Genomic DNA, 24,576 nt, shown 5'->3' with positions numbered 1-24,576 from the left:
AAGGATCGAGAAGATGGCTGGACTGATCCTGAAACTGCGTGCGCATGAGCAGATCCTCGTGAATGGCGTTGTCATGCAGAATGGCGAGCGGAACACGCGGCTGATCGTCAAGACACCCGATGCGAATATCCTTCGTCTGCGGGACGCTATTCACCCCGACGAGGTCGATACACCGGTCAAGCGGGTCTGCTACATTGCCCAGCTTGCCGTTGCCGGCGAAGCCGAACCGCGCGAGGCCCGGCGCGAGCTTGATGTGGCGATCGACCAGTTGCACGATGCGCTCGGTGGCATCGAGCTTTGCGACACGGCCCTCGACGAGGCGCGGCAGGCCCTTGGAGATGATAATTTCTATTGTGTTCTCAGGGCACTTCGAAAAATTCTTCCAGTCGAGGATCGCCTCCTCGCGATGCGACCGCGTGAGGCTGCGGGTTGTGCTGACGGAGTGCATGCCTGATGCCGTTCCTGGCGGCCATTCCCACGGGCGGCCTGACCGGGTTCCGCTTCCTGACCAGGACCTACGAGGCGCAGCTCGAGCAGTTTTCGCGCAGCCCCGATGTCGAGCGCGATGTCGAGGACTTCATCGAGCGGGCGGCAGCTGTCACGAGCGCCGCGGAACTGGTCCAGGACACGCGCCTGCTCCGGGTGGCCCTCGGCGCCTTCGGTCTGGAGGACGAGATCGGGAAACGTGCCTTCATCCGCAGAATACTCGAGGAGGGGGCGATCGATCCCGACGCCTTTGCGAATCGTCTGGCGGACCCCGTCTGGCGCGAGTTCAGCGCGGCGCTCGGTTTCGGGGATCTCGGTTCGGCATTGACCAGCGAGACGACGCGCAGGGAGCTTGCGGAGCGGTTCCGGGAAAGGCAGTTCGAACGTGCGGTCGGGGAGGTCGACGTGGATTTGCGGCTCGCCCTCAATTTCCAGCGCGAGATCGGGAGCATTGCCGCGGCTGGCGGATCGGACAAGGCCGCCTGGTTCCGGATCCTGGGCTCACCGCCCTTGCGGCAAGTGATCGAGGGCATGTTTTCGCTGCCCTCGAGCTTCGGACAGCTCGATCTCGACAAGCAGGTCGAGACGCTGGAAGCACGGAGTAGAAGCATGTTCGGCAGCGCGTCGCCGGCCGTCTTCAGGGATGCCGAAGTGGTGGAAAAGGCGGTATCCCGTTTCCTTCTGAATGCTCAGCTCTCTGCTTCAGCCCAGGGGATTGGTCCTGCGACCACGGCGCTGACGCTTCTGAGATCGGGCGGCCTTGGCGCCGGTGCGCGCGTGAGCCTGATCATCTCAGGGCTTTGAATACGCCGGCGTGATTGCGTCCGCGTTTGTCGAAGGTACCGCGCACCCACACTCGCCCCATGTCGGCAGCGCGCCTTACCCGTGCGCAGCCCGAAGAGCGACCTGAGGCATCCGTTTGTCATCTTGCGGGATCGCCCCCGAGGATGGCCGCAAGTTCGCGGAATGCCTCGGCGCGGGGGCGCGCAAGACTTGTCGTGCCAAGGAACGCATCGACCTCGGGGTAGAGCCGGACGGCCTCGTCGAGGGCGGCATCGCTTCCCGGGCTGTACAGGCCGGAACGGATCAGCGGAGCAGCATCCTCGTAGGTCGCGATGATCGAGCGCGCCCGGCGGCATAGGGCGCCTTCGGCGTCATTCCACGCGCCCGGTGCCGAACGCGAAACGGAGCGACGGACATCGATGGCAGGAAACCGGCCGCGCTCGGCGATCGCGCGGTCGAGGATCACGTGACCGTCCAACACGCCGCGCAACATGTCGGCGACCGGCTCTTCCATGTCCGATCCTGCGACCAGCACCGTGAAGACGGCCGTCACGTCGCCGCCCTGGTCACCAACGATCCCGGGGCCGGCGCGCTCGCACAACTGCGCGACAGCCGCGGTCGTCGATGGCGGAAACGCGCGCAGCGATGCCATCTCGCCTGCTGCGAGCGCGATCTCGCGATGCGCCTCGGCAAAGCGCGTGACCGAATCGAACAGCAAGAGCACATGCTTGCCCTGGTCGCGAAAGTGCTCGGCGCAGGCCATCGCGAGAAGGGCAGCCCGGCGTTTCAAGAGCGCTGGCTGATCGGAGGTCGCCGCGACGATGACGGTCCGGTCTCCGTTCGGGCCATCGAGCAGCCCGCGTGCGAAGCCCGCAACCTCTCGTCCGCGCTCGCCGATCAGGCCGACCACGATGACATCGGCATCCGCGCCGCGCGCAATGGCATCGAGCAGCATCGACTTGCCGACACCGCTCCCGGCAAAGATGCCGATCCGCTGTCCGCGGCACAGCGGCAGCACGGTGTCGAGCGCGGCGACGCCGGTTGACATGGCTGCCGTGAGCGGGCGCCGAAGGTCGCCCGGCGGCGGCGCGACGCGAAGTGTCGACCCGCGCGGAGCGCCCGTGGGCCAGGTGGCTGGCGCGGCCGTGCCTTCCGCCGATCTTGCCCGGCCGAAGGCGTCGACGACATGGCCGAGCCATGCCGCGGAAGGAACCGGGTCTGCCATCGGCTCGAGACATGCGCGCTGACCCGCCGCCAATCCGTTCGCGGGGCCCATCAGCATGCCGACCGCAATCGCGCGATCGAGCGCGACGATCTCGGCCATGGCCTCGCGATCGCCATCCAGCTGGATCCGCAATTGATCGCCGATCCTTGCGAGCTGCGCGAGGCCGCTCACCCGCACGCGGGCACCGTCCGAGCCGCACACCCGCCCCCAGATGACCGCCGATGCAGGAACCCCTGGGAGATCGCTGCTCTGGTGGATCATGTGACCTCGCGACGTCGGGTTGCCGCGAACCCTCTGTTAAGCGGATTCGGGCTAGGCAGTTGGGAGCGGCACCAAGAAGTGGTGGGAATCGTCATGTTAAATGGCCTTGCAGTGCTCGATCTTGCGTCCTCGATGGCGCGCCATGCAGCCGAGCGGCACAAGCTGATCGCCGAGAACGTCGCCAACGCGGATACACCGGGCTACCGCGCCCGCGACGTGCAAGATTTCTCAACATTGGTTAACGACACGTTTACGCCACGCGTGACGCGGCCGGGCCATGCTGAAACCGGCGTCGCGCCTATACGACCGGCCGGGATCTTCGAGCCGGAACTTCCGGTGGAGCCCAATGGCAGTACCGTCAACATCGAGGACCAGACGCTTCGGGCAGTGGAAAGCCAGAGCCAGTACCGGATGGCGATGACGGTCTACGACAAGACCCTCGATCTGCTTCGGCTCGGTCTCGGCCGCGTTCGTTGAGAGGGTGGCCATGCACGACCTAAAGCGCGCGATGATGTCCGCAGCGAGCGGGATGAGCGCACAAAGCCACCGGTTGCGCCTGATCGGCGAGAACGTCGCCAATGCCGATACGCCCGGCTACCACCGCAAGACCGTTTCGTTCGAGACCCAGCTCGATCGCGTGTCGCGCGCGGCGCAGGTTTCGCCTGGACCAGTCAGGCTCGATGGTACCGCCCCGCGGCAGGTCTTCGAGCCGGGACACCCGCTCGCCGATCAGGACGGGATGCTAACCCTCTCGAATGTCGATCCGCTGATCGAGCTGGCTGATGCGCGCGAGGCGCAACGCTCCTATGAGGCCAATCTCAACATCTTCGACCAGGCGCGACGGATGGCGGGCAGCATGCTCGACCTCCTTCGCCGCTGACATGTTCGTGCGCCGCGCCTTGGGCGTACAGACCCCCAGAAAGCAGGGAGAACCCGATGAAAGCCGATGCAAGCATCGCGACGCAGCTCTATGGAAACAGCAGAAAAATCACCCTCGATAACACGCCTGGCCCCGGGGTCCAGGGGGGGCTGAGCTTCTCCGACGCGCTGACCGAGGCTGCGCGGATGATGGAGCAGAGCCTGCGCCAGGGCGAGTCGGCCGCAACGGCAACGGTTTCGGGGTCGGGCGACGTGCAGACGCTGGTGGAAGCGCTGTCGGCGGCGGAAATGGCGCTCGAGACGGCGGTAACCGTCCGTGATCGGGTCGTCGAGGCGTACCAGGAAATCCTGCGGATGCCGGTCTGAGGCGCGTGCCATGACAGAAGCCATGCTGATTGGCCTGATGCGCGAGGCAGCATGGGTCGGGTTGGTGATAGCCGCGCCGATCCTGGGCGTCGCACTCGTGGTGGGGCTCTTGATTGGCCTCGTGCAGGCACTGACCTCGATTCAGGAACTGACGCTCACCTTCGTGCCGAAGATGCTCGCAATCATGGTGATGTTCTGGGCGACCCTGGGTTTCATGGCCCAGGGCCTCGTCGGTTTCTTTCAGAACACCATCATCGGCCTTGTCGCGGGCGGGTGATGCGGGCGCGAGCCATCAGGGCGGTGGCAGCCGTGGTCGCCGTCGGCCTGTTCGTTCCGCGTGCGGATGCGGCGACTGCCGTACCATCGCCGGGCGAAGCCTGTCTTGCCGCGGCCGAGGCAGCGGGTCGTGCCCGCGGAGTGCCGGCAGGTCTGCTTTCGGCAATCGCGCTGACGGAGAGCGGGCTGACGCGTGGCGGGCGTTTCCTGCCCTGGCCCTGGACGCTCAACGTCGAGGGCAAGGGGCTGCGCTTCGATGGCGCCGAGGATGCTCTTGCGCACGCAAGGCTGGCGATTTCAGAGGGCGCGCGTTCGATAGATTTCGGGTGCTTCCAGATCAATCTCCGTTGGCATGGCGGGGCCTTTCGCTCGCTCGATGCCATGCTCGATCCGCGCATCGGAGCCGAATATGCCGCGGACTTCCTGCGCCGGCTCTACGAGGAGAGCGGCTCGTGGATGGAAGCCGCAGGTCACTACCACTCGCGCAACGCCGGAAACGCCGATCGCTACCGGGCCCGCGTCGTGGCGTTGATGAATGGCCTCGGTTCCCGGTCTGCACCGGTGCACGACGTCGCGATTGCGGGCGGTGGGTCGACGCAAGCGCATGGGCAGATGGTCGCGTCGCGCAATACGGCCACCGGTTTCAGCGCTTCTTCGGTGCCACTGATTGCGGCGCGGGCGCGGGAGGGGGCATTTCTGCCGGGCACCACGCGCCTCGCGCGACGGGACAGAGCTCCAGGCCCGGGCGCGTCGCGCCGGAATGGCTCGCTCTTCGCCCCCACGGGGTTCGCCGCAGGAAGTGGCAGCGTGACCACGCTCACGGCGGGCCGAGGTTTTCTTAACGCCGCCGCCCGTTCCCTGTTCGGTGGCGGTTCCTGAGGGGTGATGATGTTCTCGATTCGCCAGCTTTATCAGCCGACGGTCCTGCTTTCGCTCGTGCTGATGGCGGTCATCTGCATGATGATCCTGCCGATGCCCGCCTGGCTGCTCGACGCTGGGCTGGCGGTTTCCTTCGGCCTAGCCATCCTGATCTTCACCATCACGCTGTTCATCGAGAGGCCGCTCGATTTCTCGGCCTTCCCGACGGTGCTCCTCGCCTCGCTGATGCTGCGGCTGTCGCTCAACGTGTCCTCGACCAAGCTGATCATCGGCCAGGGGCACACCGGAACCGACGCGGCGGGCGGTGTGATCGAGGGCTTCGCCATGTTCATCATGGGCGGCAGCCTGTTCCTGGGCCTCGTCGTCTTCGCAGTGCTGCTGATCGTGAACTTCATTGTCATCACCAAGGGCGCCGGCAGGATGGCCGAAGTCGGCGCCCGTTTCGCGCTGGACGGAATGCCCGGCAAACAACTCGCGATCGATGCCGATGTCGCTTCGGGAGCCATCAGCCATGCCGAGGCCAAGGAACGGCGCCGGATCGAGCAGGAGGAGACGACCTTCTTCGGGTCGCTCGACGGCGCGTCGAAGTTCGTGAAGGGCGACGCCATCGCGGGCCTTCTGATCACATTGCTCAACATCGTGATGGGCCTCGGGATGGGGGTCGCCGCTCATGGCATGTCCTTCGGCCTGGCGCTCGAGACTTACGCCATCCTCACGGTCGGGGATGGGCTGGTCAGCCAGATCCCGTCGGTGATCACATCGATCGCGGCGGCGCTGCTGCTCTCGAAGGGCGGCGTTGCGGGCTCGGCCGATCGTGCGTTGCTGGGGCAGCTTGGCGGTCACCCGGCGGCGCTCGGCACGGTCGGCGGGCTGATGGCCGTGTTTGCCTTCCTTCCGGGGCTGCCCTTCCTTCCCTTCATTCTCGGGGCTGCGGGCCTTGGCGTCGCGGGCTGGATGGCGGCGCGGGCCCGCCTGCGGCGCGAATATGCGTTAGATGAGCCGGAGGCCGAGGCCGGGGACGATGCCGCGCCCTCTGCCGCCCGGCCTATCGGCGATCTGCTCGACACTGACGAGGTGCATGTGCGCTTCCACCCCTCGATCATCGGCGCGGTGATGGAGCCGGGCTCGGGCCTCGACAAGCGCATCGGCAACATGCGCCGGCACATCGCCCAGGAATTCGGATTTGTCGTGCCCGAGGTCCGGTTGACGGACGATCCGCTGCTGCCGGGCAAGAGCTATGCAATCCTCGTTCAGGGGATCGAGGTCGCGAGCGCGGCGCTCGAGCCCGGCCATGTTCTGGTCCTGCTGAACCCTGACGAGCCCGTCGGGATTGCAGGCCGCGACACCTCCGAGCCGGTATACGGCGCGGCCGCACGCTGGATCGAGGAACGCGCCGCCGACGACGCGGCCGCCTTGGGTCTGCCCGTGATCACGCCGGGCGAGGTGGTCGCGACCCATCTGCTGGAGACACTGAAGGCGAACTTCGGACGGCTGCTCACGCGGCGCGCGCTTCGCAAGCTTCTCGACGAGTTCTCTCGCCCCTCGGACCCGGCGCGCGCCGATGCGAACAAGCGGCTGCTCGACGAGTTCATTCCCGACAAGGTTCCGCTCGACCTGCTCCAGGGGGTGCTTCGGGGGTTGCTGGACGAGAGGGTTCCGGTGCGCAATCTTCCGCTGATCCTCGAAGCCGCGGCCGAAGCGCGCGCGGCGGGCCTGGCGCTCGACGACGTGGTCGAGCATGTCCGCCGCCGCATCGCCTTCCTGATCGTTGCGCGTCTTTGCGACCGCGAGGGCCGTCTTCCGCTCGTCCAGCTCGGGCCCGAATGGGAGAACCTGTTCTCGACATACGAGCGGTGCGAGGGCGATGTCGCCGACGTGGTCCTGCCGCCCGACGAGTTCAACCGTCTCGCATCCGCCGTGCGCGGTGCATTGTCCGAACCGTCGCGGCGTGGGCTCGCGCCGGTCATCGCCACGTCGGGACGCCGGCGGCGCTTCTTGCGCAGCGTGCTCGAGGCCAAGGGCGTCGACGCCCCGGTGCTGTCCTTCGAGGAGATCGGCACGCGCACCAGGCTCAGTCTGGTCGGAACCGCGTGAGATGGAAGGCGCCGATGCCCCGATCCTTGCCGGACTCGCGGACCTCGTGCTTCTGCATGCCGGGGTCTTCGCGCGGATCGCGGCCGCGATCGCCGTCCTGCCCGGCATGGGCGAGCGGGTCGTGCCCCCCAAGGTGAAGCTGGGCCTCGCGCTGGGTCTCACGCTCGTTGTCGCGCCGCTCGTGCATGATGTCGCCGGGCCTCCTCCGCGAACGCCGCTCGGCCTCGCCGCGTTGCTGGCGGCGGAAGCGGCAGCGGGCCTCGTGATCGGAGTGGCGTTCAGGCTCCTCGTGATCGCATTGCAAATCGCAGGGGCGGTGGCGGCCCAGAGTGTCGGTATCGCACAGCTCTTCGGGGGCGTCACGGCGGAGTCGGAGCCGAGCATCGCGACATTCCTGATGCTGGGTGGCATTGCGCTCGCAATGGCTGCGGGCATGCATGTCGCACTGGTCGCGGGACTGGCCGAGCTCTACGTCGTGCTACCCTACGGCCTGGCGCCATCGGGGGACGATCTCGCGTCTTGGGGCGTCGCGCGGGTCGGCGGCACGTTCGCGCTGGGGCTCTCGCTCGCGCTTCCCTTCGTCGCCGTGGGGTTTGCCTACAACCTCGCGCTTGGTGCTCTCAGCCGTGCGATGCCGCAACTTCTGGTCGCCCTGGTCGGCGCGCCGCTGATCGTGGCCCTCGGTCTCGCGGTCCTGTGGCTGGCCTTGCCCGAACTTTTCGGGCGCTGGCTCGACGTTGCCGCCCTCGTGTTCGCGGCGCCATTGAGCGCGAGGCCATGAGCGCAGACGACGACAACGCCCAGGAGAAAAGCCACGACGCGAGCCAGCGCCGGATCGAGCGGGCGCGCGAGGCCGGCGATCTAGCCCAGTCGCAGGACGCCCAGGCTGCGCTGGTCTATATGGGCTTCGCGGCGGCCATGACGCTCGCGACCGGATGGGCGGCGACGGCGCTGGGCGAGACCCTGCTGCAGCTTCTCTCCGATCCCGGCGGTTTCGCCCGACGGGCTTTCGGTGGTGGAGGCGCGAACCTCGTGATGCAGCTGAGCGGCGACGTGGCCGTTGCCGCATCGCCGTTTCTGCTGCTTCCGGGCGCCCTGGTCCTGGCCGCGCTGATCGGCCTGCGCCGCATCGTGTTTGCGCCAAAGAAGATTGCGCCAAAGCTGTCGCGCATCTCTCCGCTTGCCAATGCCCGGCAGAAATACGGCGTCCACGGTCTGGTCGAGTTCGCCAAGAGCGTGGTCAAGCTGTCGGCCGTCGCCACCGTGCTCTGGCTTGCCCTCGCGGACGAGGCACGGCGGATCGCCGGCTACGCGCGCATCGAGGCGCGCCTGATGGGGCAGCTGCTCGAGGCGCAGCTGTGGTCCGTCCTCACGGGCGTGACGATCGTGGCGGTCGTGGTCGGGCTCGCCGACATGATCTGGCAGCAGCACCGGCACCTGTCGCAGCTTCGGATGACCCACGATCAGCTGAAGGAGGAGAGCAAGGAAAGCGAGGGCGATCCCCACATGCGTGGAACGCGCCGCCAGAGGGCGCGCGAGATCGCGACCAACAGGATGCTGGCCGATGTGCCCAGGGCCGATGTCGTCCTCACCAATCCCACGCACTACGCGGTGGCCCTGCACTGGTCGCGGGCGCCGGGTGCCGCGCCGGTCTGCATCGCCAAGGGCGTCGACGAGATCGCGGCGCGGATCCGCGAGCGCGCCGCGCAGGCGGGGGTGCCGATCCATCCTGATCCGCCGACTGCGAGGGCGCTCCACGCCGCGGTCGCGGTCGGGGAGGAGATCCGTCCGGAGCATTTCCGCGCCGTCGCTGCGGCCATCGTCTTCGCCGACGAGATGCGCCGCCGGCGTCGCGAGGGAGGCGCCGACGAGTGGCGACACGCGTCCGACATGGGGCAGGGCGGATGGTAGCGAACATGCAGCGGACAGGGCGGGTATGCGGTTTCGGCGCCGCAGTTTCCGAGGGGCGGCCATGAGCAGCGGGGCCGGGGATGCGCTCGGTGCCGTGATCCGGGCGCAAACGGCACGGCGCATGCGCGCAGAGGCGCGCCTGGCCGAGGCGCGCAAGGCGGTCAAGGACGCCGAGGAAGCGATTGCTGCACTCGACGCGCGGCTTTCCGCGCTCGAGCCCGCTCGCACCCCGGAGGATGCGGGAAGGCTGGCAATCTGGCAGATGGCGCTTCTTGAGCGCCGCGAAGCGGCACGCGAAGCCCGCGACGCGGCGCTGGCGCCGATCGCCGCGCTGTGCCGGGACCTCGCGATCGAGCAGGCGCGGGAGGATGCAGCGCGCGACCTTCAGACGGCACAGCAGCGCGAGGCCCGGGCGCTTGCCGATCGCCGGGCCGAGACACCGCCGGCGCCGACCGCATCAACTTTGGCATCTGACAGACTGCATGTGACGGCCGGAGAATCCTGAGCCGTGATCTGTCGCCGTGCGCCACGCGCCATATGCGGTGGGGACGAGAGGCGGCTCAGCGATCTTCCTCGCCCTCCGGGGGGGACGAGGCGATGCTGTCGCGCTCGGCGCCTTCCGTTTCGAGCGGCTCTCCGGGGATGGCGTAGCTGCCTTTCAGCCAGCGCCCGAGATCGACATCCGCGCAGCGTCTGGAGCAGAAGGGACGCCAGCGCTTTTCTGTCGCCGCGCCGCAGACGGGGCAGCGACCCGCTGTCCCTTTCGCTGCGGCCATTGACTTGTCGTTCATCTGCTCTCTTCTCCTGGCCGTGGCGGCCGCGCGACTTCGTGCCCGGTCTATCAATGTCGGGCCGATCAGGGAATACTTGGGTGTGCGGTGCCCGATGGCGCCGGAAAGCCGTTCAAGTTGCGTGCGAAGATGAAATGACACGGATCGAGCCCATCGAGATTCCGACCCAGCCCGCCGGGACACGAATTCCCTTGGCGCCTCGCGTGTCTCTGTGGCGCCGCATCCTTGCCGCTGTGCTCAAGACCGTGGTGCCTCTCGTGCTGCTCGCAGCCGCGGGTTGGGTGGCGTACCAGATCATCGACACGGCTCCGGTGGCCGATCGCCGCGATCGGCCGCGTCTCGCCCGGCTTGTCGAGGTCGTCGAGGCGGCGCCGGCGGCCGAGGGGCCCATGCTCGATGTCTGGGGCGACGTGGCGGCGCCGCGCGTGCTCAATCTGCGTCCCGAGGTCAGCGGCCTCGTCATTGACCTTAATCCCGATCTCATCACGGGCGGCGAGGTTGCCGCGGGCGAGTTGCTGGTCGGTATAGACGACCGCACGGCGCGCCAGGCGGTGGCTGGAGCCGAGGCCGCAATCAGGCAGATCGACGCCCGCATCGCGATCGAGCGGGGGCAGGGCGCCCGCGCCGCGCTCGATCTTGGGCGGCTTCCCGGCCGCGCATCCCTGACCGACGAGCAGCGGGCGCTGATCCTGCGAGAGCCCCAGATGGCCGAACTTCGTGCCGAGCGCGAGGCGGCCGAGGCGGCGCTCGAGCGCGCCGCGCTCGACCTCGCCCGCACCCGGATTACGGCCCCCTTCGATGCCCTCGTCGATTCCGCCGATGTCGCGCAGGGAAGCTACCTGACCGCGGGGACCGAGATCGCGACCCTCGTCCCGGTCGACCGCTTCGAGGTGCGGCTCGCGGTGCCGCTCTCGGCGCTTGCCTGGCTCGACCTTGCCGAGGGGGCGGAGGTCCGCTTCACCCAGCCCGGCGTCTGGCCGGAAGGCGCCTTCCGCACCGGCCGCGTCCTGCGCGTGTCGCCCCGTCTGAACCCCGCCGCGCGCATGGCCGAGGTGATCGCCGAGGTTGGCGACCCGATGGCGCGAACGCCCGAGAATGAAGGCAAGCCGCCGCTCCTTCTCGGAAGTTTCCTGCGCGCCTCGATGCAGGCGCGCGCGGTGCCTGGCGCCGTGACGCTGCCGCGGGCTGCCGTGCGCGATGGCGACACGGTCTGGGTGATGACACCGGACGACCGGCTTGACATCCGGCCGGTCGTGATCGCCTGGCGCGGCGCGCGCGAAGTGCTGATCTCGGACGGGCTGGCGCCCGGCGAGCGGGTCGTGACCACGGTTCTGGCCAGCGTCTCGAACGGCATGGCGTTGCGCCTGCCCGCCAGCGAGGCGCCAAGCACCGCCGACGCGAGCCGCTCGGGCGGGACGACGCGGTGAACACCCGGCTGCGACAGTCGGGGCCGATCGCGTGGATGGCGCGCCATGCCGTGGCGCCGAACCTGCTCATGCTGTTCCTGATCCTTGGCGGGCTCGGCTTCACGACGCTGATCCGGCAGGAGGTCTTTCCTTCGTACGAGACCGACACGATCACCATCCGCGTGCCCTTGCCGGGTGCGACTCCACAGGAGGTCGAGGAGGGGGTCATTCTCGCGATCGAGGAAGAGCTTCGCTCGATCCAGGGCATCGACACGCTCACTGCGACGGCCAGCGAGAGCCTTGCCAAGGTCGTGGCCGAGCTCGGGACCGATCGGGATCGCAGGCTGGTCTATGACGATGTTCGCCAGGCGGTGGACCGGATCACCACCTTTCCCGAAGATGCCGAGGAGCCGACCGTCAGTCTCGATATCCGAAAACGGAACGTCGTCGAGATCCAGCTCTATGGCGAGGTCGACGAGCGGTCTCTGCGGATGGCGGCCGAGATGGTGCGCAACCGCCTGCTCGACGAGCCTGAGATCAGCCAGGTCGAGCTTTCGGGTGCACGGGATCTCGAGATCGAGGTGCTGGTGCCCCGTGCCGCCCTGCGGGCCTACGGGCTTACCCTGCTTGATGTCGGGACCACCATTCGCCGCGCGGCGCTCGACCGGTCCGGCGGCACGGTCGAGACGGCAGGCGGCGATATCCTGCTGCGCGTGGCCGATCGGCGCGATCTCCCGTCGGAGTTCGCCGAGATCCCCCTGATCGCGGACCCGCGTGGGACCGTGCTGCGCCTGGGTGACGTCGCGCGCATCAGGCACGGCTTCGCGGACGCCGATCTCGCGTCGAGCTACAACGGCAAGCGCTCGATCCGGGTCGATGTATACCGCGTGGGCGAGGAGACGCCGATCGGGGTCTCGGACGCGGTCCAGCGCGCATTGCCCGAAGCGATGGCGGCGCTGCCGGCGGGGATCGACGCGGCGATCGTGGATGACGACAGCGACATCTACCGCGCGCGCATGGAGCTGCTGATCAAGAACGGCTTCATGGGGCTGCTGCTGGTGCTGCTGGTGCTGAGCCTATTCCTCGAGTTCAAGCTCGCGTTCTGGGTCGCCATGGGAATCCCCACAGCGTTTCTCGGCACGCTGATCTTCCTGCCGGTGCTCGACGTCTCGATCAACATGGTCTCGATGTTCGCCTTCATCCTGGCGCTGGGGATCGTGGTCGACGACGCGATCGTGGTGGGCGAGAACATCTTCGAGTACCTGCAACGCGGCATGAGCCGGATCGACGCGGCGATCCAGGGCGCGCGCGACATCGCGGTGCCGCTGGCCTTCTCGATCATCACCAACATCATCGCTTTCCTTCCACTCGCCCTGGTGCCGGGGGCCTTCGGGAAGTTCTGGCTGGTGATCCCGCTGGTGGTGGCCAGCGCATTCCTGCTGAGCTGGATCGAGGCGCTGTTCGTCCTGCCCGCGCATCTGGCCGGGGTGGCACGCCGCGACCCCAGCCGGCGGCCGGGGATCGGGGCGCGCATCCAGATGACCTTCTCGGGGCTGCTCGCGTCGTTCGTCGAGCGGGTCTACGGGCCACTCCTGCGCGTCGCGATGGGCTGGCGTTATACCACCGTGGCGCTGATGGCCGGCGTCCTGGCCATCGCCATCGCCTGGCCGATGTCGGGGCGCATGGGCTTCGGGCTGTTCCCCTCGGTGCCGCGGGACTATGCGAGCGCGTCGGTGACGATGCCGGTCGACGCGCCCTTCGAGACGACGCTGGCGGTGCGTGACCGCATGGTCGCGGCGGCGCACGAGGTTGTCGCGGCGCATGGCGGCGAGGATCTCGCGACGGGTATCTCGGCCCTGGTCAACGGCGCGCGGATCGATCTTCGGATCTATCTCCAGCCTCCCGGCGTTCGGCCGCTGCCAACCGCCGAGGTTGCGTCGCTCTGGCGCGAGGCCGCGGGCGAGATCCCGGCCGCCCGCTCGATGCGTTTCGAGTCGAGCTTCGGCGGTCCCGGCGGCCAGTCGGGCATCGAGTTCCAGCTGGCGCATACGGATGTCGACACGCTGGCGGGCGCGGCGGCGGCGTTCAAGGCACGGCTCGAGGAGTTCGGAGCGATTCGCGATGCCGAGGACGGATTCACGCCGGGCAAGACCGAGTTGGCCTTCCGACTGACCGAGGCCGGGCGCGCTGCGGGGTTTACCGCCGAGTCCGTGGCAGCACAGGTCCGGGCCGCCTTCCTGGGCCTCGAAGCGCTTCGCCAGCAGGATGGCCGCAACGAGATCACTGTCCGGGTCCGCCTGCCCGCCGAGGAACGACGGTCCGAGCACGACGTCGAGACCTTGATCCTGATCGGCCCCGATGGTTCGGAGGCTCCGCTCTACGAGGTTGCCACGGTCGAGCGGGGCAGGGCGGACAGCATCATCAACCGCGAGAACGGCAGGCGCGTGGTCTGGGTGAGCGCCAATGTCGAGCCGACCGAGGAGACGATCCGCATCGTCGCCGCCGCGACCACCGAGATCCTGCCGGCGCTGCAGCGCGACTTCCCGGGGCTGGGCTGGCAGCTTGCCGGGCGGCAGGACACGCAGGCGGAGGTGATGGGCAGCTTCGCGCTGTCGATGAGCGTGGCGCTGGTGATGATCTATGTCTGCCTCGCGATCCCGTTCCGGTCCTACGTCCAGCCCGCGATCGTGATGACGGCGATCCCCTTCGGCTTCGCCGGGGCCATCGCGGGGCACCTGATCATGGGGATATCGCTGTCGATCATCTCGGTCTTCGGGATCATCGCGCTGTCGGGCGTCGTCATCAACGCGGCGCTGGTGATGATCGACTACGCGAACAAGCTGCGGGCCTCGGGGGCCGAGCCCTTCGACGCGATGTGGCGCGCGGGGATGCGGCGGTTCCGGCCGATCCTGCTGACGACGCTGACGACCTTCGGAGGGCTCGCGCCGATGATCTTCGAGACCTCGCGCCAGGCGCAGTTCCTGATCCCGATGGCGGTGTCGCTGGGCTATGGCATCGTCTTTGCCACGACGATCGTGCTCTTCCTCATTCCCGCGCTCTACATGATCCTCGAGGATCTGCGCGGGCTGGTGCACCCGTCTTCGCAGCCGCGGGCGCGCGGGGCAGAGCCGGCCGAGGGCGTGTAGGATCGCCTTGGCCCGGGCACGTTTTCACGCGTGAAAGTGATCATATCAACTTGAAATTCAACGGAAATTAGAAAAGATCCGCACCGGGGCCAGGGGTGAAATCGCGCCGTTTCTGATGGCGCGTGTCATGCAGGCATCGGCCCATTCCCAGACTGCGGCGGCCGCCCGGCGCGGGGCCGGAGCGGGCGATGCGCTCAGTCCGCGACCTCGGCGAGCGGCTGGCGTTCGCGCTTGCGCTGGATCTCGAAGAGGCCCATCCCTGTCCAGCCCGCGAGCGAGGTTTCGATCGGGTCGCGACGGAAGGCGGATTTCAGCGTGTCTTCAATGCGTTTCCGGTCTTTCTTCGGCATCGGCGCGAAGTCGACGACGATCTGACCGCCGAGCCCGCGCAGGCGCAGCTGCCGGGGCAGGTCGCGCGCGGCGTCGAGATTTGCCTTGAGCCCGGCCGCCGCGCTGAAGTCGCCGCCGGTATTGATGTCGACGGCAACGAGGGCGGCGGTGGGCTCGATGGTCATCCATGCGCCCGAGGCAAGATTGGCCTGCGGCTGCAGCAGCCGGTCGATCTCGTCGAGCACGCCCTCGCGCTCGAAGAGCCCGGCGCCTTCCTCGACCCGGCCTTCCCACTCGGATAGGGCGGTCCGGCGTGCGCTGGCGGCGGTGCCGGGCACCGGCCCCTCGGCGGTCTCGGCGGCGTCGGCCGCGAGCGCACGCAGTGCCGCGATGTCGGCACGGATCGCGTCCGGCTCGGCGCCCGCGGCGAGGCTGCGCAGGATGAGCCCGGTGTCACCCGCCTCGCCCAGCGCCTCGGTTGCGACGGCCGTGAGGCGCGCGCGCTCGTCCTCGTCGCGGATCTGGCGCGAGACATTGATGCCGGGCGCGCCGGGGGTCAGGATCGCGTGGCGCGCCTTGAACAGCAGGCGCTGCGTCACCGGGGTGGCCTTGTGGGGCTCGGCGTGCCCCGTCGCCATCACCAGCAGGCGCTGGCCCTCGCGCAGGCCGCGCGCCTCGCGCAGGTAGCCCTGGCGCCCGCGGTCGAGGCGCATGAAGGCGCCGCCCGCGTTCGGCACGAGCCGGTCGACCCGGGCGCGGTAGATCTCGCCCGGGCGCGGTGCGGCGGCGTCGCCCGGCGGGTCGATCAGCAGATCCTCGAGACGGCCATCCACCACGAGCGCGGCGCGCGTGCGCCCGTCATGCGCGTGGGTCTCGATCAGGATCGTCCGGTGGCTCATGGGGCAGGGCTTTCGAGGGGCACGGGGTAGCCCGCGCCGGTCAGCATGTTCATCGTCTCGGTCAGCGGCAGGCCGACGACATTGGTGTAGCTGCCGTTGATCTCGGGGATGAGGGCGGCGGCGAGGCCCTGGATGGCATAGCCGCCGGCCTTGCCCTCCCATTCCCCCGAGCGCAGATAGGCCGAGAGCTCGACATCCGACAGGCGCTTCATCTTCACGCGCGTCTCGACCGCGCGGCAGACCGTCTGGCCCCGCGCCGCGAGGCAGATCGCGGTTGTGACGCGATGCGCGCGGCCCGACAGCATCAGCAGGAACTGCGCGGCCTCGGCCGCGTCGCGGGGCTTGCCGAGAATGCGACGCCCCACGGCGACGACGGTGTCGGCGCTGAGCACGAAGGCGTCCCGGGGCGCGGTGGAGGCGATGGTTTCGGCCTTCTGGCGCGCGAGCCGCAGCGCATGCGGACGCGGCAATTCGCCCTTGAGCGGCGACTCGTCGATATCGGCGGCGCGAATGGCATCCGGGACCACGCCGATCCGCGCCAGCAGCTCGCGTCGGCGCGGCGAGCCGGAGCCCAGGATCAGCATCGGTCGCGTGCTGGCCGCGCCCTCGGCGCCGGCCTCGTGGGTGGTCACTTGAAGCGGTAGGTAATGCGGCCCTTGGTCAGGTCGTAGGGCGTCATCTCGACCTGCACCTTGTCGCCGGCGAGGACGCGGATGCGGTTCTTGCGCATCTTGCCGGCGGTGTGGGCGATGATCTCATGGCCGTTCTCGAGCTTCACCCGGAAAGTCGCGTTGGGCAGAAGTTCGGTCACGACCCCGGGGAACTCGAGCGTTTCTTCCTTGGCCATGCAGGCTCCATGGGGCTGGGAGCCGCCGGAAGACGCCCGGCGGCGGTCGGCGCGGAACATGCCCCCTTGGTGGGAAAATTGCAAGAGCGGCCGGTTGCAGTGCCGGGGGCGCCATGCGCGGCGGCGCGACCGCCCGGCTCAGACCTCGGGGTCCTCGATCGGCGGGCCGAATTTCTGGAGGATGCGCGCGCGGATCTGGTCGCGCGTCTCGCGGTAGGCGTCGAGCCGCTGCTCGCGCCGCTCGCCCATGCCGCTGGGGTCGAGGGTCTGCCAGTAGAGCACCTCGACCGAGGCGTGGCGGGTGAGTTCCAGCGCCTGGCGCTGGGCGGCGGGCGAGAGGGCGATGATCACGTCGAAGGCGGCGATGTCGTCGCCCCATTCCAGCATCTCGGCGAAGCTCTTCGGCCGGTGACGGCTGAGGTCGACACCGATCTCGCCCGCGACCTCGACCGTGAAGGGATCGGTCTCCATCTCGTGGCGCACGCCGCAGGACTGGACGAAGACCTGCCGGCCGTAGAACTGCTTGGTCATCCCCTCGGCCATCGGCGAGCGGATGACGTTGTGGTTGCAGCAGAACAATACCGATCCCGGGAGGTCGGCCATGGTGGCCTCAGCCCCTGAACTGGAGGGCGCAGATCACGGTGAACAGGCGGCGGGCGGTGTCGTGATCGGTGCCGACCTTGCCCTCTAGGCGCTCGGAGAGGATGCGCGCGCCCTCGTCGTGGATCCCGCGCCGGCCCATGTCGATGGCCTCGATCCGCGAGGGCGGCAGGCGCTTGACCGCGTCGAAATAGCTCTCGCAGATCGCGAAGTAGTCCTTGATGACGCCCCGCAGCGGGGTCAGCGACAGGTGGATCTCGGCCACCACCTCGCCGGCGGGGTCGCGCACCTCGAGCCTCAGCATGCGCTCGGCCATGCCGATGCCCAGCCGGTAGGGACCGGGGGCGATCGTCTCGCCCTCGCGCGGGATGATGCGGAACTGGTTTTCCTCGACGAGGTCGAAGACCGCGACGTCGAGCTCCTGCTGGATCTCGGGCGTGCGGGCGCGCTGGCGGTCCTCGACCAGCTCGACGGCGGCGAGGCGGTCCGTGGCGGCGAAATCGCTCATTCGGCGGCCTCCTGCGCGTCGAGACGGCAGCGGACCGAGAGCGCGTGCGCCTCGAGGCTTTCCGACCGGGCGAGGGTTTCGGCCGCGGGGCCGATGGCGGCCAGGCCGCGGGGGCTCACGCGGGCGATCGTGGTGCGCTTCATGTAGTCGAGCACCGAGAGGCCCGAGGAAAACCGCGCCGAGCGCGCCGTCGGCAGCACGTGGTTGGGGCCGCCGACATAGTCGCCGATGGCCTCGGGCGTGTGGCGGCCGAGGAAGATCGCGCCGGCATGGCGGATCTCGCCCATCAGGTGCTCGGGATTGGCGACGCAAAGCTCGAGATGCTCGGGCGCGATGCGGTTGGCAAGCTCGGCCGCCTGGGTCAGGTCCCGCGCCACCACGACCGCACCGAAGTCGCGCCAGCTGGCGCCGGCGATGGCGGTGCGCTCGAGCCGCTGCAGCAGGCGGTCGACGGCGCGCGCGACCTCGGCGCCGAAGGCGGCGTCGGTGGTGATCAGGATCGACTGCGCGCTCTCGTCGTGCTCGGCCTGGCTGAGCAGGTCGGTGGCGACCCAGTCGGGATCGTTCGCGGCGTCGGCGATGACGAGGATCTCGGACGGCCCTGCGATCATGTCGATGCCGACGCGGCCAAACACCCGGCGCTTGGCGGCGGCGACATAGGCGTTGCCGGGGCCGGTGATCTTGTCGACCGGCCGGATCGGCCCCGCGCCATAGGCCATCGCCGCGATCGCCTGCGCGCCGCCGATGCGCCAGACCCGGCTGGCCCCGCCCAGCCGGGCGGCGGCCAGCACGAGCGGGTTGAACCGGCCGTCCGGCGTGGGGGCGCAGATCTCGATGCGGCGCACCCCGGCGACCTGCGCCGGGATCGCGTTCATCAGGACCGACGAGGGATAGCTGGCCAGCCCGCCGGGGACGTAGAGCCCGGCGGCGTCCACCGGCGTCCAGCGCCAGCCCAGGGTGACGCCGGCCGCGTCCTCCCACATGTCGTCCTCGGGAAGCTGGCGGGCGTGGTAGGCGGTGATGCGCTCGGCCGCGAGCTCGAGCGCGGCCATCTCGGCGGCGGGCACGGTGGCGATGGCGGCGTCGATCTCGGCCTCGGTGAAGGCGAGGCTGGCCTCGTCGATCTCCCAGCGGTCGAAGCGGCGCGTCAGCTCGATGACGGCGTCGAGGCCGCGCGTGGCGACGTCCTCGATGATCCCCGCGACGGTCGCGTCGACATCGGCGCTCGACTCGCGCTTCATGTCCAGAAGGGCGTCGAAGCGGCGCTCGAAGTCGGGCGCCTCATGGCTCAGCGTCACGGGCATCGGCACTCTCGCTCGGGGGTCGGTCCAAGGTCCTGCAACTCCTTACCCCGTGCGGCGGAGGGGCGGCAAGGCGCGGATCGCGCGGCGCGGCGGCGCAGGCAGGGGCGCGGCTGTTGCAAAGCCGTGCGTGATCCCGTCTATACGGGCCTCGACACGAGGCGAGGGAGACAGAACCGATGAGCGCGACGCCCGAGAGGATCGAGGCCGAGTTCCGCCGGCTGGCGCTGGAAGCGGGCAAGGCGATCATGGAGGTCTATCGCGCGCCGGATTTCGAGACGCGCGCGAAGGCCGACAGCTCGCCGGTGACCGATGCCGACCTCGCCGCCGACCGGATCATCGCCGAGGGGCTGCGGGCGGCTTTCCCGGAAATCCCGCTGGTGACCGAGGAGCAGGCCGCGACCCACGCGGCGACGGGGCATGCGCGCTTCTTCCTGGTCGACCCGCTCGACGGCACCAAGGAATTCGTGCAGCGCCGGGGCGAGTTCACCGTGAACATCGCGCTGATCGAAGGGGGGCGTCCGGTGATGGGCGTCGTCCACGCGCCGGCCGTGGGCCGGATGTTCCGCAGCCTTGCCGGTGGCGGCGCTGCCGAGGAGGCGGTCGACGAGGCGGGCACGCCGGTGCCCGGCAGCATGCGCCCGATTGCGGTCGCGACGCCGGATCCGGCGGCGCTGTCGGTCGTCGCATCGAAGTCGCATCGCGACAAGGCGACCGACGACTACATCGCGCGCTTTGCCGTGGCGGCGTTCAAGAGCGCGGGCTCGTCGCTGAAGTTTTGCCTGCTGGCGGCGGGAGAGGCCGATCTCTATCCCCGGCTTGGCCGCACCATGGAGTGGGACACCGCCGCCGGGCACGCCGTGCTGTCGGCCGCGGGCGGCGAGGTCTTGCGTTTCGACGATCAAAGCCCTCTGCTCTATGGCAAGACGGGGTACGAGAACCCGTTCTTCATCGCCCGAGTGCCCGGAGTGCAGCTGTGACGGACGCCTGGATCATCATCCCCGCGCGCTATGCCTCGACCCGTTATCCGGCCAAGCCGCTGGCCGACCTGCGCGGTGCGACGGGCGAGGCGCGCAGCCTGATCCGCCGCGCCTGGGACGCTGCGATGGCGGTAACCGGCGTGGACCGGGTGCTGGTCGCCACCGACGACGCGCGCATCGCCGATCATGCCCGCGGCTTCGGTGCCGAGGTCACGATGACGAGCCCCGACTGCGCCAACGGCACCGAGCGCTGCGCCGAGGCGATCGCGGGGCTGACCCGGCCGCCCGGGATCGTGGTGAACCTGCAAGGCGACGCGCCGCTGACGCCGCCCTGGTTCGTCGAGGCGCTGGTGGAGGCCATGCGCGCCGATCCCGCGATGGAGGTTGCGACCCCGGTCCTGCGCTGCGACGAGGAGGCGCTGGACGGCTTCGTGGCCGACCGCCGCGCCGGTCGCGTGGGCGGCACCACGGCGGTGATGGACCGGCGGGGGCGGGCGCTCTACTTCTCGAAGGAAGTGCTGCCCTATGCCGACCCGGCCAAGCGCCACGCGGTCCCGGTGTTCCACCATGTCGGCGTCTATGCCTACCGGCCGCCGGCGCTGGCGCGTTATGTCGGGCTGGATGCCGGCCAGCTCGAGACCAGCGAGGGGCTCGAGCAGCTTCGGTTCCTCGAGCACGGGATCGCGGTGCAGTGCGTTGAGGTCGAGGCGCGCGGCGCATCCTTTTGGGAACTCAACAATCCCGAGGACGTTCCGAGGATCGAGAAGGTGCTTGCGGCGCGCGGGACGGTCTAGGCCCGCGTGGCTTTGCCGCGCCCATGCCATAAGGCTCGAAGTCCACGCCGCAATCGCGGACAATCACCCGGAACCGAACATCGAGAGGTATCATGACGCGACGCGTGCGCACCGCCGTCTTTCCCGTGGCCGGGCTCGGCACCCGGTTCCTGCCGGCGACAAAGTCGATGCCGAAGGAGATGCTTCCGCTGGTCGACCGCCCGCTGATCCAGTACGCGATCGACGAGGCGCGCGAGGCGGGGATCGAGGACTTCATCTTCGTCACGGCGCGCGGCAAGTCGGCGCTGGAGGATTACTTCGACGCGGCGCCCTCGCTTCAGCGCACCCTCTCGGCGGGCGGCAAGACCGACCTGCTTGCCGAGGTCGAGCGCGCGACGATGCCGTCGGGCGCCATCGCCTACATCCGCCAGCAGGAGGCGCTGGGCCTCGGCCACGCCGTCTGGTGTGCGCGGCGACTGATCGGCGATCAGCCCTTCGCGGTGATCCTGCCCGACGACGTCATCACGGGTGCCGCGCGCGGCTGTCTCGCCCAGATGGTCGAGGCCTACGAGGCGCGCGGGCGGGGCGGGTGCATGGTCGCCGCCGTCGACGTGTCGCCTGAGCAGGTGTCGTCCTATGGCATCCTCGACGTCGCGAGCGACGACGGCCGGATCGTCGAGGCGCGCGGCATGATCGAGAAGCCCAAGCCCGCCGACGCGCCGTCGCGCGTGGCGGTGATCGGGCGCTACATCCTCTCGCCCGCGGTGATGGAGAGCCTCGAGGCGCGCAAGCGGGGCGCGGGCGGCGAGATCCAGCTGACCGACGCCATCGCCGAGCAGATCGGCGCGCCGGGGGGCGTGAGCGGGTTCCGCTTCGAGGGGACGCGCTATGACTGCGGCTCGAAGTCTGGGTTCCTGCAGGCGACCGTGGCCTTCGCGCTGGCGCGGCCCGACCTCGGGCCCGGCTTCGCCCGCTACATCCGGTCGGTCGCCGCGGATCTGGAAGGCTCCTGAGCGATGGGCGGCGTGGCCGCGCGCCGGGGCCGCTGACACGACATGACCTCCGCGCCCTTCGCCCTTGACGTGACGCGCCTGGTGCAGCGTCTGCGCCATGCCACGCCGAGCGGGATCGACCGCGTCGAGCGCGCCTACCTTGACCACGCCCTGGCGCGCGGCGGCGCGGTGATCTGCCGGGTCGGGTGGCGCAGCCACCTGATCGCCCCCGGCAACGTCGCGGCGGTGGCCGAGATCCTCGATGGCGCCGCGGTGGCGCCGGACCTGCGCGCGCGCGTGCAGCCCTGGCGCGTTGCGCGGGTGCGGGCGGCCGAGGCCGGGCTGCGGCGGCTGGCGGCCGGTTCAACGGGGCGCAAAAGGTTGGGTGCGTTCCTGCGCGCGCAACTGGCGCCCGGCGCGGCGGTGCTGAATGTCGGCCATGACAACCTCTCGGTCGAGGGGATGGCGGCGATGCGCGCCGCGGGGCTGCGGCCGGTGGCCATGCTGCACGACACCATCCCGCTGGACTGGCCCGAATTCGCCCGGGCCAATTCCGTGCCCCGGTTCCGCGAGCGGCTGGCGGCGATGGCGGGCGCGGCGCAACTGATCTTCACGACGCGCGCCGCCGAAGCCGCCGCCCGCGCGCGCGCCGCGGCCGAGGGCATCGTGCTGCCCGCGGGGACGGTGATCCCGCTGGGAGTGTCACCGGCGCGGACCGAGGTCGACGCGGAAGTTGCCGCCGGGGACGGCACCGCCGCGCCCGGCTTCGTCTGCGTCGGCACGATCGAGGGGCGCAAGAACCACCTGCTCCTGCTCAATATCTGGCGCCGCTTGTGGGAGACGCAGCCGCCCGAGGCCACGCCGCAGCTGCACGTCATCGGCCGGCGCGGCTGGGAGGCGGGGCAGGCGATCGCGATGCTCGACCGCGCGCCGATGATCGGGCGCACGGTCTTCGAGCATGCCGACCTGCCGGACGCCGAGGTCGCGCGGCTGACCGCCGGTGCCCGGGCCCTGCTGTTCCCGAGCTTCGCCGAGGGCTATGGCCTGCCCCTGGTCGAGGCGCTGGCCGCTGGCGTCCCGGTGATAGCGTCGGGCCTGGCCGTGCTGCGCGAGGTGGGCGGCGAGGTTCCCGAATGGATCGATCCGCTGGACGGGCCGGGCTGGCTGGCGGCGATCATGGACTATGCCGCCGAGCCCTCGCCGCGGCGGGCGGCACAGATCGGGCGGCTCGAAGGCTGGCGCGCGCCGACATGGGAGTCGCATTTCGCCGCACTGGACGAGGTTCTGGCGGGCGTCTGAGGCGCCGCGCCGCGTCAGAAGGTCTGGTCGTAGTCGCCCACCGACGGCTCGGTCCGGATCACGGCGTCGAGCGCCTCGAAGATCGCGCGAAGCTCATCGCGCGAGGCGGGGCTCTCGCAGACCACGACGAGGTTGGGCGTGTTCGACGAGGCGCGGACCAGCGCCCAGGCGCCGCCCTCGAGCATCACGCGCGCGCCGTTCACGGTCACGACATGCTCGATCTTCAGCGGCCCCAGATGCGCGCCCGCCGAGGCCATGCCGACGAGCTTCTGCTGGAGGCGCCCGATGACGGCGTATTTCTCCTCGTCGGGGCAGTGCGGCGACATGGTCGGCGTCGAATAGGTCTTCGGCAGCGCCTTGCGCAGGTCGGACATCGACCTGCCGGGGTTGCGGTCCATCAGCTTGCAGATCTCGACCGCCACGCGGATGCCGTCGTCGTAGCCCTTGCCGATGGGAGGGGCGAGGAAGTAGTGGCCCGATTTCTCGAACCCCGCGAGCGCCCCCAGTTCGTGCACGCGGCGCTTCATGTGGCTGTGCCCGGTCTTCCAGAAATCGGCCTTGGCGCCGCCCGCGAGCAGCTCGGGGTCCGAGGCGAAGAGCCCGGTCGACTTCACGTCGGCAACGAAGGTCGCGCCGGGGTAGAGCCGGATCAGGTCGCGCGCGAGGATCACGCCCACCTTGTCGGCGAAGATCTCCTCGCCCTCGTCGTCGACCACGCCACAGCGATCGCCGTCGCCATCGAAGCCGAGCGCGATGTCGGCCCCCGTAGCGGTCAGCGTCCGGGCCATGTCGTGCAGCATCTCCATGGCCTCGGGGTTGGGGTTGTAGTGGGGGAAGGTGAAATCGGGGGTAACGTGGCTCTCGACCACCTGGGCGCCGATGCGGCGCAGCACCTCGGGCGCGAAGGCGCCAGCGGTGCCGTTGCCGGTCGCGCAGACCACCTTGAGCGGGCGCGAGAGGCGGAAGTCGCCCACGAGGTCGTCGATGTAGCGCTTGCGCATGTCCTCGACGCGGGTATAGCGGCCGCCGTCGCGGGCGATGCCCTCGCCGTTCATCACGATGTCGCGCAGCCGGGCCATCTCGTCGGGCCCGTGGGTGAGCGGGCGGTGGAAGCCGATCTTCACCCCGGTCCAGCCGTTCGGGTTGTGGCTGGCCGTGACCATCGCCACGGCCTGGGTGTCGAGCTCGAAGGAGGCGAAGTAGCACATCGGCGTGATCGCCGGGCCGATGTCGAGCACCTCGGCTCCGCCCATCATCAGGCCGAGGCTGAGCGCCTGCTTGATGGCCAGCGAATACGAGCGGTAGTCGTTGCCGACCGCGATGACGGCGGGAAGCCCCATCTCGTGCAGCTGCGTGGCGATGCCGAGGCCCAGCGCCTGCATGCCGACGAGATTGATCTCCTGCGGATAGCGCCAGCGCGCGTCGTATTCGCGGAAGCCCGTGGGCTTGATCATGGGCACGCTGAGGCTGGCCCAGGTGTTCTCTTCGACCGCGCTCAGGGGCTTGGGCATCGCGCTCATCTTGGTCCTCGGTGTCGGGGGCGT

26 protein-coding genes are annotated in these 24,576 nt (G+C 69.5%); 17 read left to right on the top strand and 9 right to left on the bottom strand.

Going from position 1 to position 24,576, the window contains the following annotated elements:
* The first annotated feature begins 13 nt into the window (after positions 1-13).
* Together H0I76_RS02845 and H0I76_RS02840 are read left to right on the top strand one after the other, a co-directional pair.
* Positions 14-454 carry a flagellar biosynthesis repressor FlbT gene (locus H0I76_RS02845; RefSeq protein ID WP_200606765.1) on the top strand — a complete coding sequence of 147 codons (441 nt, stop codon included), beginning with the start codon at positions 14-16 and terminating at the stop codon, positions 452-454.
* Positions 454-1,290: a DUF1217 domain-containing protein gene (locus H0I76_RS02840; RefSeq protein WP_200606763.1), complete on the top strand. Its 837-nt coding sequence runs from the start codon at positions 454-456 to the stop codon at positions 1,288-1,290. The genes H0I76_RS02845 and H0I76_RS02840 overlap by 1 nt, the downstream gene beginning before the upstream one ends.
* A 118-nt stretch (positions 1,291-1,408) precedes the next feature.
* Here H0I76_RS02840 and H0I76_RS02835 read toward each other — a convergent pair whose 3' ends face one another.
* The gene (locus H0I76_RS02835) at positions 1,409-2,755 is read right to left on the bottom strand and encodes a FliI/YscN family ATPase (protein WP_200606761.1); all 1,347 of its coding nucleotides are present in this window, start codon (positions 2,753-2,755) and stop codon (positions 1,409-1,411) included.
* On the opposite strand from H0I76_RS02835, the gene H0I76_RS02830 reads away from it, so the two are divergent.
* The 9 genes from H0I76_RS02830 (at position 2,747) to H0I76_RS02790 (ending at position 9,665) form a co-directional block, all read left to right on the top strand.
* Entirely contained in the window at positions 2,747-3,232 is a 486-nt protein-coding gene (locus H0I76_RS02830) for a FlgB family protein (protein ID WP_200606759.1), read from the top strand. The genes H0I76_RS02835 and H0I76_RS02830 overlap by 9 nt on opposite strands.
* Positions 3,233-3,242: 10 nt before the next feature.
* Positions 3,243-3,635: a flagellar basal body rod protein FlgC gene (flgC, locus tag H0I76_RS02825; RefSeq protein ID WP_200606750.1), complete on the top strand. Its 393-nt coding sequence runs from the start codon at positions 3,243-3,245 to the stop codon at positions 3,633-3,635.
* A gap of 56 nt (positions 3,636-3,691) precedes the next feature.
* Positions 3,692-4,000 (top strand): flagellar hook-basal body complex protein FliE, encoded by a 309-nt coding sequence (locus H0I76_RS02820; RefSeq protein ID WP_200606748.1) that lies wholly within the window; start codon positions 3,692-3,694, stop codon positions 3,998-4,000.
* Positions 4,001-4,010: 10 nt separating this feature from the next.
* Positions 4,011-4,277 (top strand): flagellar biosynthetic protein FliQ, encoded by a 267-nt coding sequence (locus tag H0I76_RS02815; RefSeq protein ID WP_200606745.1) that lies wholly within the window; start codon positions 4,011-4,013, stop codon positions 4,275-4,277.
* 23 nt (positions 4,278-4,300) lie between these two features.
* Positions 4,301-5,155, top strand: a complete 855-nt coding sequence (locus H0I76_RS02810) for a lysozyme family protein (protein WP_200606742.1) — start codon at positions 4,301-4,303, stop codon at positions 5,153-5,155.
* Positions 5,156-5,161: 6 nt separating this feature from the next.
* The gene (locus H0I76_RS02805; RefSeq protein WP_200606739.1) at positions 5,162-7,249 is read left to right on the top strand and encodes a flagellar biosynthesis protein FlhA; all 2,088 of its coding nucleotides are present in this window, start codon (positions 5,162-5,164) and stop codon (positions 7,247-7,249) included.
* 1 nt (position 7,250) lies between these two features.
* Positions 7,251-8,030 (top strand): flagellar biosynthetic protein FliR, encoded by a 780-nt coding sequence (locus H0I76_RS02800; protein ID WP_200606737.1) that lies wholly within the window; start codon positions 7,251-7,253, stop codon positions 8,028-8,030.
* Complete coding sequence (locus H0I76_RS02795; RefSeq protein WP_200606732.1) at positions 8,027-9,160, top strand: EscU/YscU/HrcU family type III secretion system export apparatus switch protein; 1,134 nt, start codon at positions 8,027-8,029, stop codon at positions 9,158-9,160. The genes H0I76_RS02800 and H0I76_RS02795 overlap by 4 nt, the downstream gene beginning before the upstream one ends.
* Positions 9,161-9,221: 61 nt before the next feature.
* Complete coding sequence (locus H0I76_RS02790) at positions 9,222-9,665, top strand: hypothetical protein (RefSeq protein ID WP_200606731.1); 444 nt, start codon at positions 9,222-9,224, stop codon at positions 9,663-9,665.
* A 55-nt stretch (positions 9,666-9,720) separates the two neighbouring features.
* On the opposite strand, the gene H0I76_RS02785 is transcribed toward H0I76_RS02790, so the two are convergent.
* A complete protein-coding gene (locus H0I76_RS02785) occupies positions 9,721-9,951 on the bottom strand; it encodes a DNA gyrase inhibitor YacG (RefSeq protein ID WP_325166332.1) in 231 nt (76 codons plus the stop codon).
* Positions 9,952-10,085: 134 nt separating this feature from the next.
* On the opposite strand from H0I76_RS02785, the gene H0I76_RS02780 reads away from it, so the two are divergent.
* Together H0I76_RS02780 and H0I76_RS02775 are read left to right on the top strand one after the other, a co-directional pair.
* Complete coding sequence (locus H0I76_RS02780; RefSeq protein ID WP_200606730.1) at positions 10,086-11,378, top strand: efflux RND transporter periplasmic adaptor subunit; 1,293 nt, start codon at positions 10,086-10,088, stop codon at positions 11,376-11,378.
* Positions 11,375-14,503 carry an efflux RND transporter permease subunit gene (locus H0I76_RS02775; RefSeq protein WP_200606728.1) on the top strand — a complete coding sequence of 1,043 codons (3,129 nt, stop codon included), beginning with the start codon at positions 11,375-11,377 and terminating at the stop codon, positions 14,501-14,503. Before H0I76_RS02780 ends, H0I76_RS02775 begins: the two co-directional genes overlap by 4 nt.
* Positions 14,504-14,697: 194 nt before the next feature.
* Here H0I76_RS02775 and H0I76_RS02770 read toward each other — a convergent pair whose 3' ends face one another.
* From H0I76_RS02770 to hisD, 6 genes are all read right to left on the bottom strand, one after another.
* Complete coding sequence (locus H0I76_RS02770; RefSeq protein WP_200606719.1) at positions 14,698-15,732, bottom strand: ribonuclease E/G; 1,035 nt, start codon at positions 15,730-15,732, stop codon at positions 14,698-14,700.
* A complete protein-coding gene (locus H0I76_RS02765) occupies positions 15,729-16,316 on the bottom strand; it encodes a Maf family protein (protein ID WP_200607827.1) in 588 nt (195 codons plus the stop codon). The genes H0I76_RS02770 and H0I76_RS02765 overlap by 4 nt, the downstream gene beginning before the upstream one ends.
* Positions 16,317-16,360: 44 nt before the next feature.
* Positions 16,361-16,579, bottom strand: coding sequence for a translation initiation factor IF-1 (gene infA / locus H0I76_RS02760; RefSeq protein WP_200606710.1), 219 nt, complete (start codon positions 16,577-16,579; stop codon positions 16,361-16,363).
* A gap of 138 nt (positions 16,580-16,717) precedes the next feature.
* Positions 16,718-17,182: an arsenate-mycothiol transferase ArsC gene (locus H0I76_RS02755; RefSeq protein ID WP_200606708.1), complete on the bottom strand. Its 465-nt coding sequence runs from the start codon at positions 17,180-17,182 to the stop codon at positions 16,718-16,720.
* Between the two features lie 7 nt (positions 17,183-17,189).
* On the bottom strand, positions 17,190-17,687 hold the full coding sequence (locus tag H0I76_RS02750) for a UPF0262 family protein (RefSeq protein ID WP_200606706.1): 498 nt from the start codon (positions 17,685-17,687) through the stop codon (positions 17,190-17,192).
* Entirely contained in the window at positions 17,684-18,991 is a 1,308-nt protein-coding gene (hisD, locus tag H0I76_RS02745; protein WP_200606704.1) for a histidinol dehydrogenase, read from the bottom strand. The genes H0I76_RS02750 and hisD overlap by 4 nt, the downstream gene beginning before the upstream one ends.
* Positions 18,992-19,167: 176 nt before the next feature.
* On the opposite strand from hisD, the gene cysQ reads away from it, so the two are divergent.
* The 4 genes from cysQ (at position 19,168) to H0I76_RS02725 (ending at position 23,032) form a co-directional block, all read left to right on the top strand.
* Entirely contained in the window at positions 19,168-19,968 is an 801-nt protein-coding gene (gene cysQ / locus H0I76_RS02740; RefSeq protein ID WP_200606702.1) for a 3'(2'),5'-bisphosphate nucleotidase CysQ, read from the top strand.
* Positions 19,965-20,762 carry a 3-deoxy-manno-octulosonate cytidylyltransferase gene (locus tag H0I76_RS02735; protein WP_325166327.1) on the top strand — a complete coding sequence of 266 codons (798 nt, stop codon included), beginning with the start codon at positions 19,965-19,967 and terminating at the stop codon, positions 20,760-20,762. Before cysQ ends, H0I76_RS02735 begins: the two co-directional genes overlap by 4 nt.
* A gap of 92 nt (positions 20,763-20,854) precedes the next feature.
* Positions 20,855-21,754: a UTP--glucose-1-phosphate uridylyltransferase gene (locus H0I76_RS02730; protein ID WP_200606700.1), complete on the top strand. Its 900-nt coding sequence runs from the start codon at positions 20,855-20,857 to the stop codon at positions 21,752-21,754.
* A gap of 42 nt (positions 21,755-21,796) precedes the next feature.
* Positions 21,797-23,032 (top strand): glycosyltransferase, encoded by a 1,236-nt coding sequence (locus H0I76_RS02725; protein ID WP_200606698.1) that lies wholly within the window; start codon positions 21,797-21,799, stop codon positions 23,030-23,032.
* A 14-nt stretch (positions 23,033-23,046) separates the two neighbouring features.
* Here H0I76_RS02725 and H0I76_RS02720 read toward each other — a convergent pair whose 3' ends face one another.
* Positions 23,047-24,543, bottom strand: coding sequence for a phosphomannomutase/phosphoglucomutase (locus tag H0I76_RS02720; protein ID WP_200607822.1), 1,497 nt, complete (start codon positions 24,541-24,543; stop codon positions 23,047-23,049).
* Between the last annotated feature and the right edge of the window lie 33 nt (positions 24,544-24,576).

Source organism: Thermohalobaculum xanthum, assembly GCF_016623495.1.
In the GTDB taxonomy this organism is placed as follows: Bacteria; Pseudomonadota; Alphaproteobacteria; order Rhodobacterales; family Rhodobacteraceae; genus Thermohalobaculum; species Thermohalobaculum xanthum.
This window is presented reverse-complemented; position numbering and strand designations above follow the sequence as displayed.

What these genes read in the sequence shown, in the direction of transcription:
- H0I76_RS02845 (WP_200606765.1), top strand. Translation starts at nt 14, where the DNA reads ATGGCTGGACTGATCCTGAAACTGCGTGCGCATGAGCAGATCCTCGTG.
- H0I76_RS02840 (WP_200606763.1), top strand. Translation starts at nt 454, where the DNA reads ATGCCGTTCCTGGCGGCCATTCCCACGGGCGGCCTGACCGGGTTCCGC.
- H0I76_RS02835 (WP_200606761.1), bottom strand. Translation starts at nt 2,755, where the DNA reads ATGATCCACCAGAGCAGCGATCTCCCAGGGGTTCCTGCATCGGCGGTC.
- flgC (WP_200606750.1), top strand. Translation starts at nt 3,243, where the DNA reads ATGCACGACCTAAAGCGCGCGATGATGTCCGCAGCGAGCGGGATGAGC.
- H0I76_RS02820 (WP_200606748.1), top strand. Translation starts at nt 3,692, where the DNA reads ATGAAAGCCGATGCAAGCATCGCGACGCAGCTCTATGGAAACAGCAGA.
- H0I76_RS02815 (WP_200606745.1), top strand. Translation starts at nt 4,011, where the DNA reads ATGACAGAAGCCATGCTGATTGGCCTGATGCGCGAGGCAGCATGGGTC.
- H0I76_RS02805 (WP_200606739.1), top strand. Translation starts at nt 5,162, where the DNA reads ATGATGTTCTCGATTCGCCAGCTTTATCAGCCGACGGTCCTGCTTTCG.
- H0I76_RS02800 (WP_200606737.1), top strand. Translation starts at nt 7,251, where the DNA reads ATGGAAGGCGCCGATGCCCCGATCCTTGCCGGACTCGCGGACCTCGTG.
- H0I76_RS02795 (WP_200606732.1), top strand. Translation starts at nt 8,027, where the DNA reads ATGAGCGCAGACGACGACAACGCCCAGGAGAAAAGCCACGACGCGAGC.
- H0I76_RS02790 (WP_200606731.1), top strand. Translation starts at nt 9,222, where the DNA reads ATGAGCAGCGGGGCCGGGGATGCGCTCGGTGCCGTGATCCGGGCGCAA.
- H0I76_RS02785 (WP_325166332.1), bottom strand. Translation starts at nt 9,951, where the DNA reads ATGAACGACAAGTCAATGGCCGCAGCGAAAGGGACAGCGGGTCGCTGC.
- H0I76_RS02780 (WP_200606730.1), top strand. Translation starts at nt 10,086, where the DNA reads ATGACACGGATCGAGCCCATCGAGATTCCGACCCAGCCCGCCGGGACA.
- H0I76_RS02770 (WP_200606719.1), bottom strand. Translation starts at nt 15,732, where the DNA reads ATGAGCCACCGGACGATCCTGATCGAGACCCACGCGCATGACGGGCGC.
- H0I76_RS02765 (WP_200607827.1), bottom strand. Translation starts at nt 16,316, where the DNA reads ATGCTGATCCTGGGCTCCGGCTCGCCGCGCCGACGCGAGCTGCTGGCG.
- infA (WP_200606710.1), bottom strand. Translation starts at nt 16,579, where the DNA reads ATGGCCAAGGAAGAAACGCTCGAGTTCCCCGGGGTCGTGACCGAACTT.
- H0I76_RS02755 (WP_200606708.1), bottom strand. Translation starts at nt 17,182, where the DNA reads ATGGCCGACCTCCCGGGATCGGTATTGTTCTGCTGCAACCACAACGTC.
- H0I76_RS02750 (WP_200606706.1), bottom strand. Translation starts at nt 17,687, where the DNA reads ATGAGCGATTTCGCCGCCACGGACCGCCTCGCCGCCGTCGAGCTGGTC.
- hisD (WP_200606704.1), bottom strand. Translation starts at nt 18,991, where the DNA reads ATGCCCGTGACGCTGAGCCATGAGGCGCCCGACTTCGAGCGCCGCTTC.
- cysQ (WP_200606702.1), top strand. Translation starts at nt 19,168, where the DNA reads ATGAGCGCGACGCCCGAGAGGATCGAGGCCGAGTTCCGCCGGCTGGCG.
- H0I76_RS02730 (WP_200606700.1), top strand. Translation starts at nt 20,855, where the DNA reads ATGACGCGACGCGTGCGCACCGCCGTCTTTCCCGTGGCCGGGCTCGGC.
- H0I76_RS02725 (WP_200606698.1), top strand. Translation starts at nt 21,797, where the DNA reads ATGACCTCCGCGCCCTTCGCCCTTGACGTGACGCGCCTGGTGCAGCGT.
- H0I76_RS02720 (WP_200607822.1), bottom strand. Translation starts at nt 24,543, where the DNA reads ATGCCCAAGCCCCTGAGCGCGGTCGAAGAGAACACCTGGGCCAGCCTC.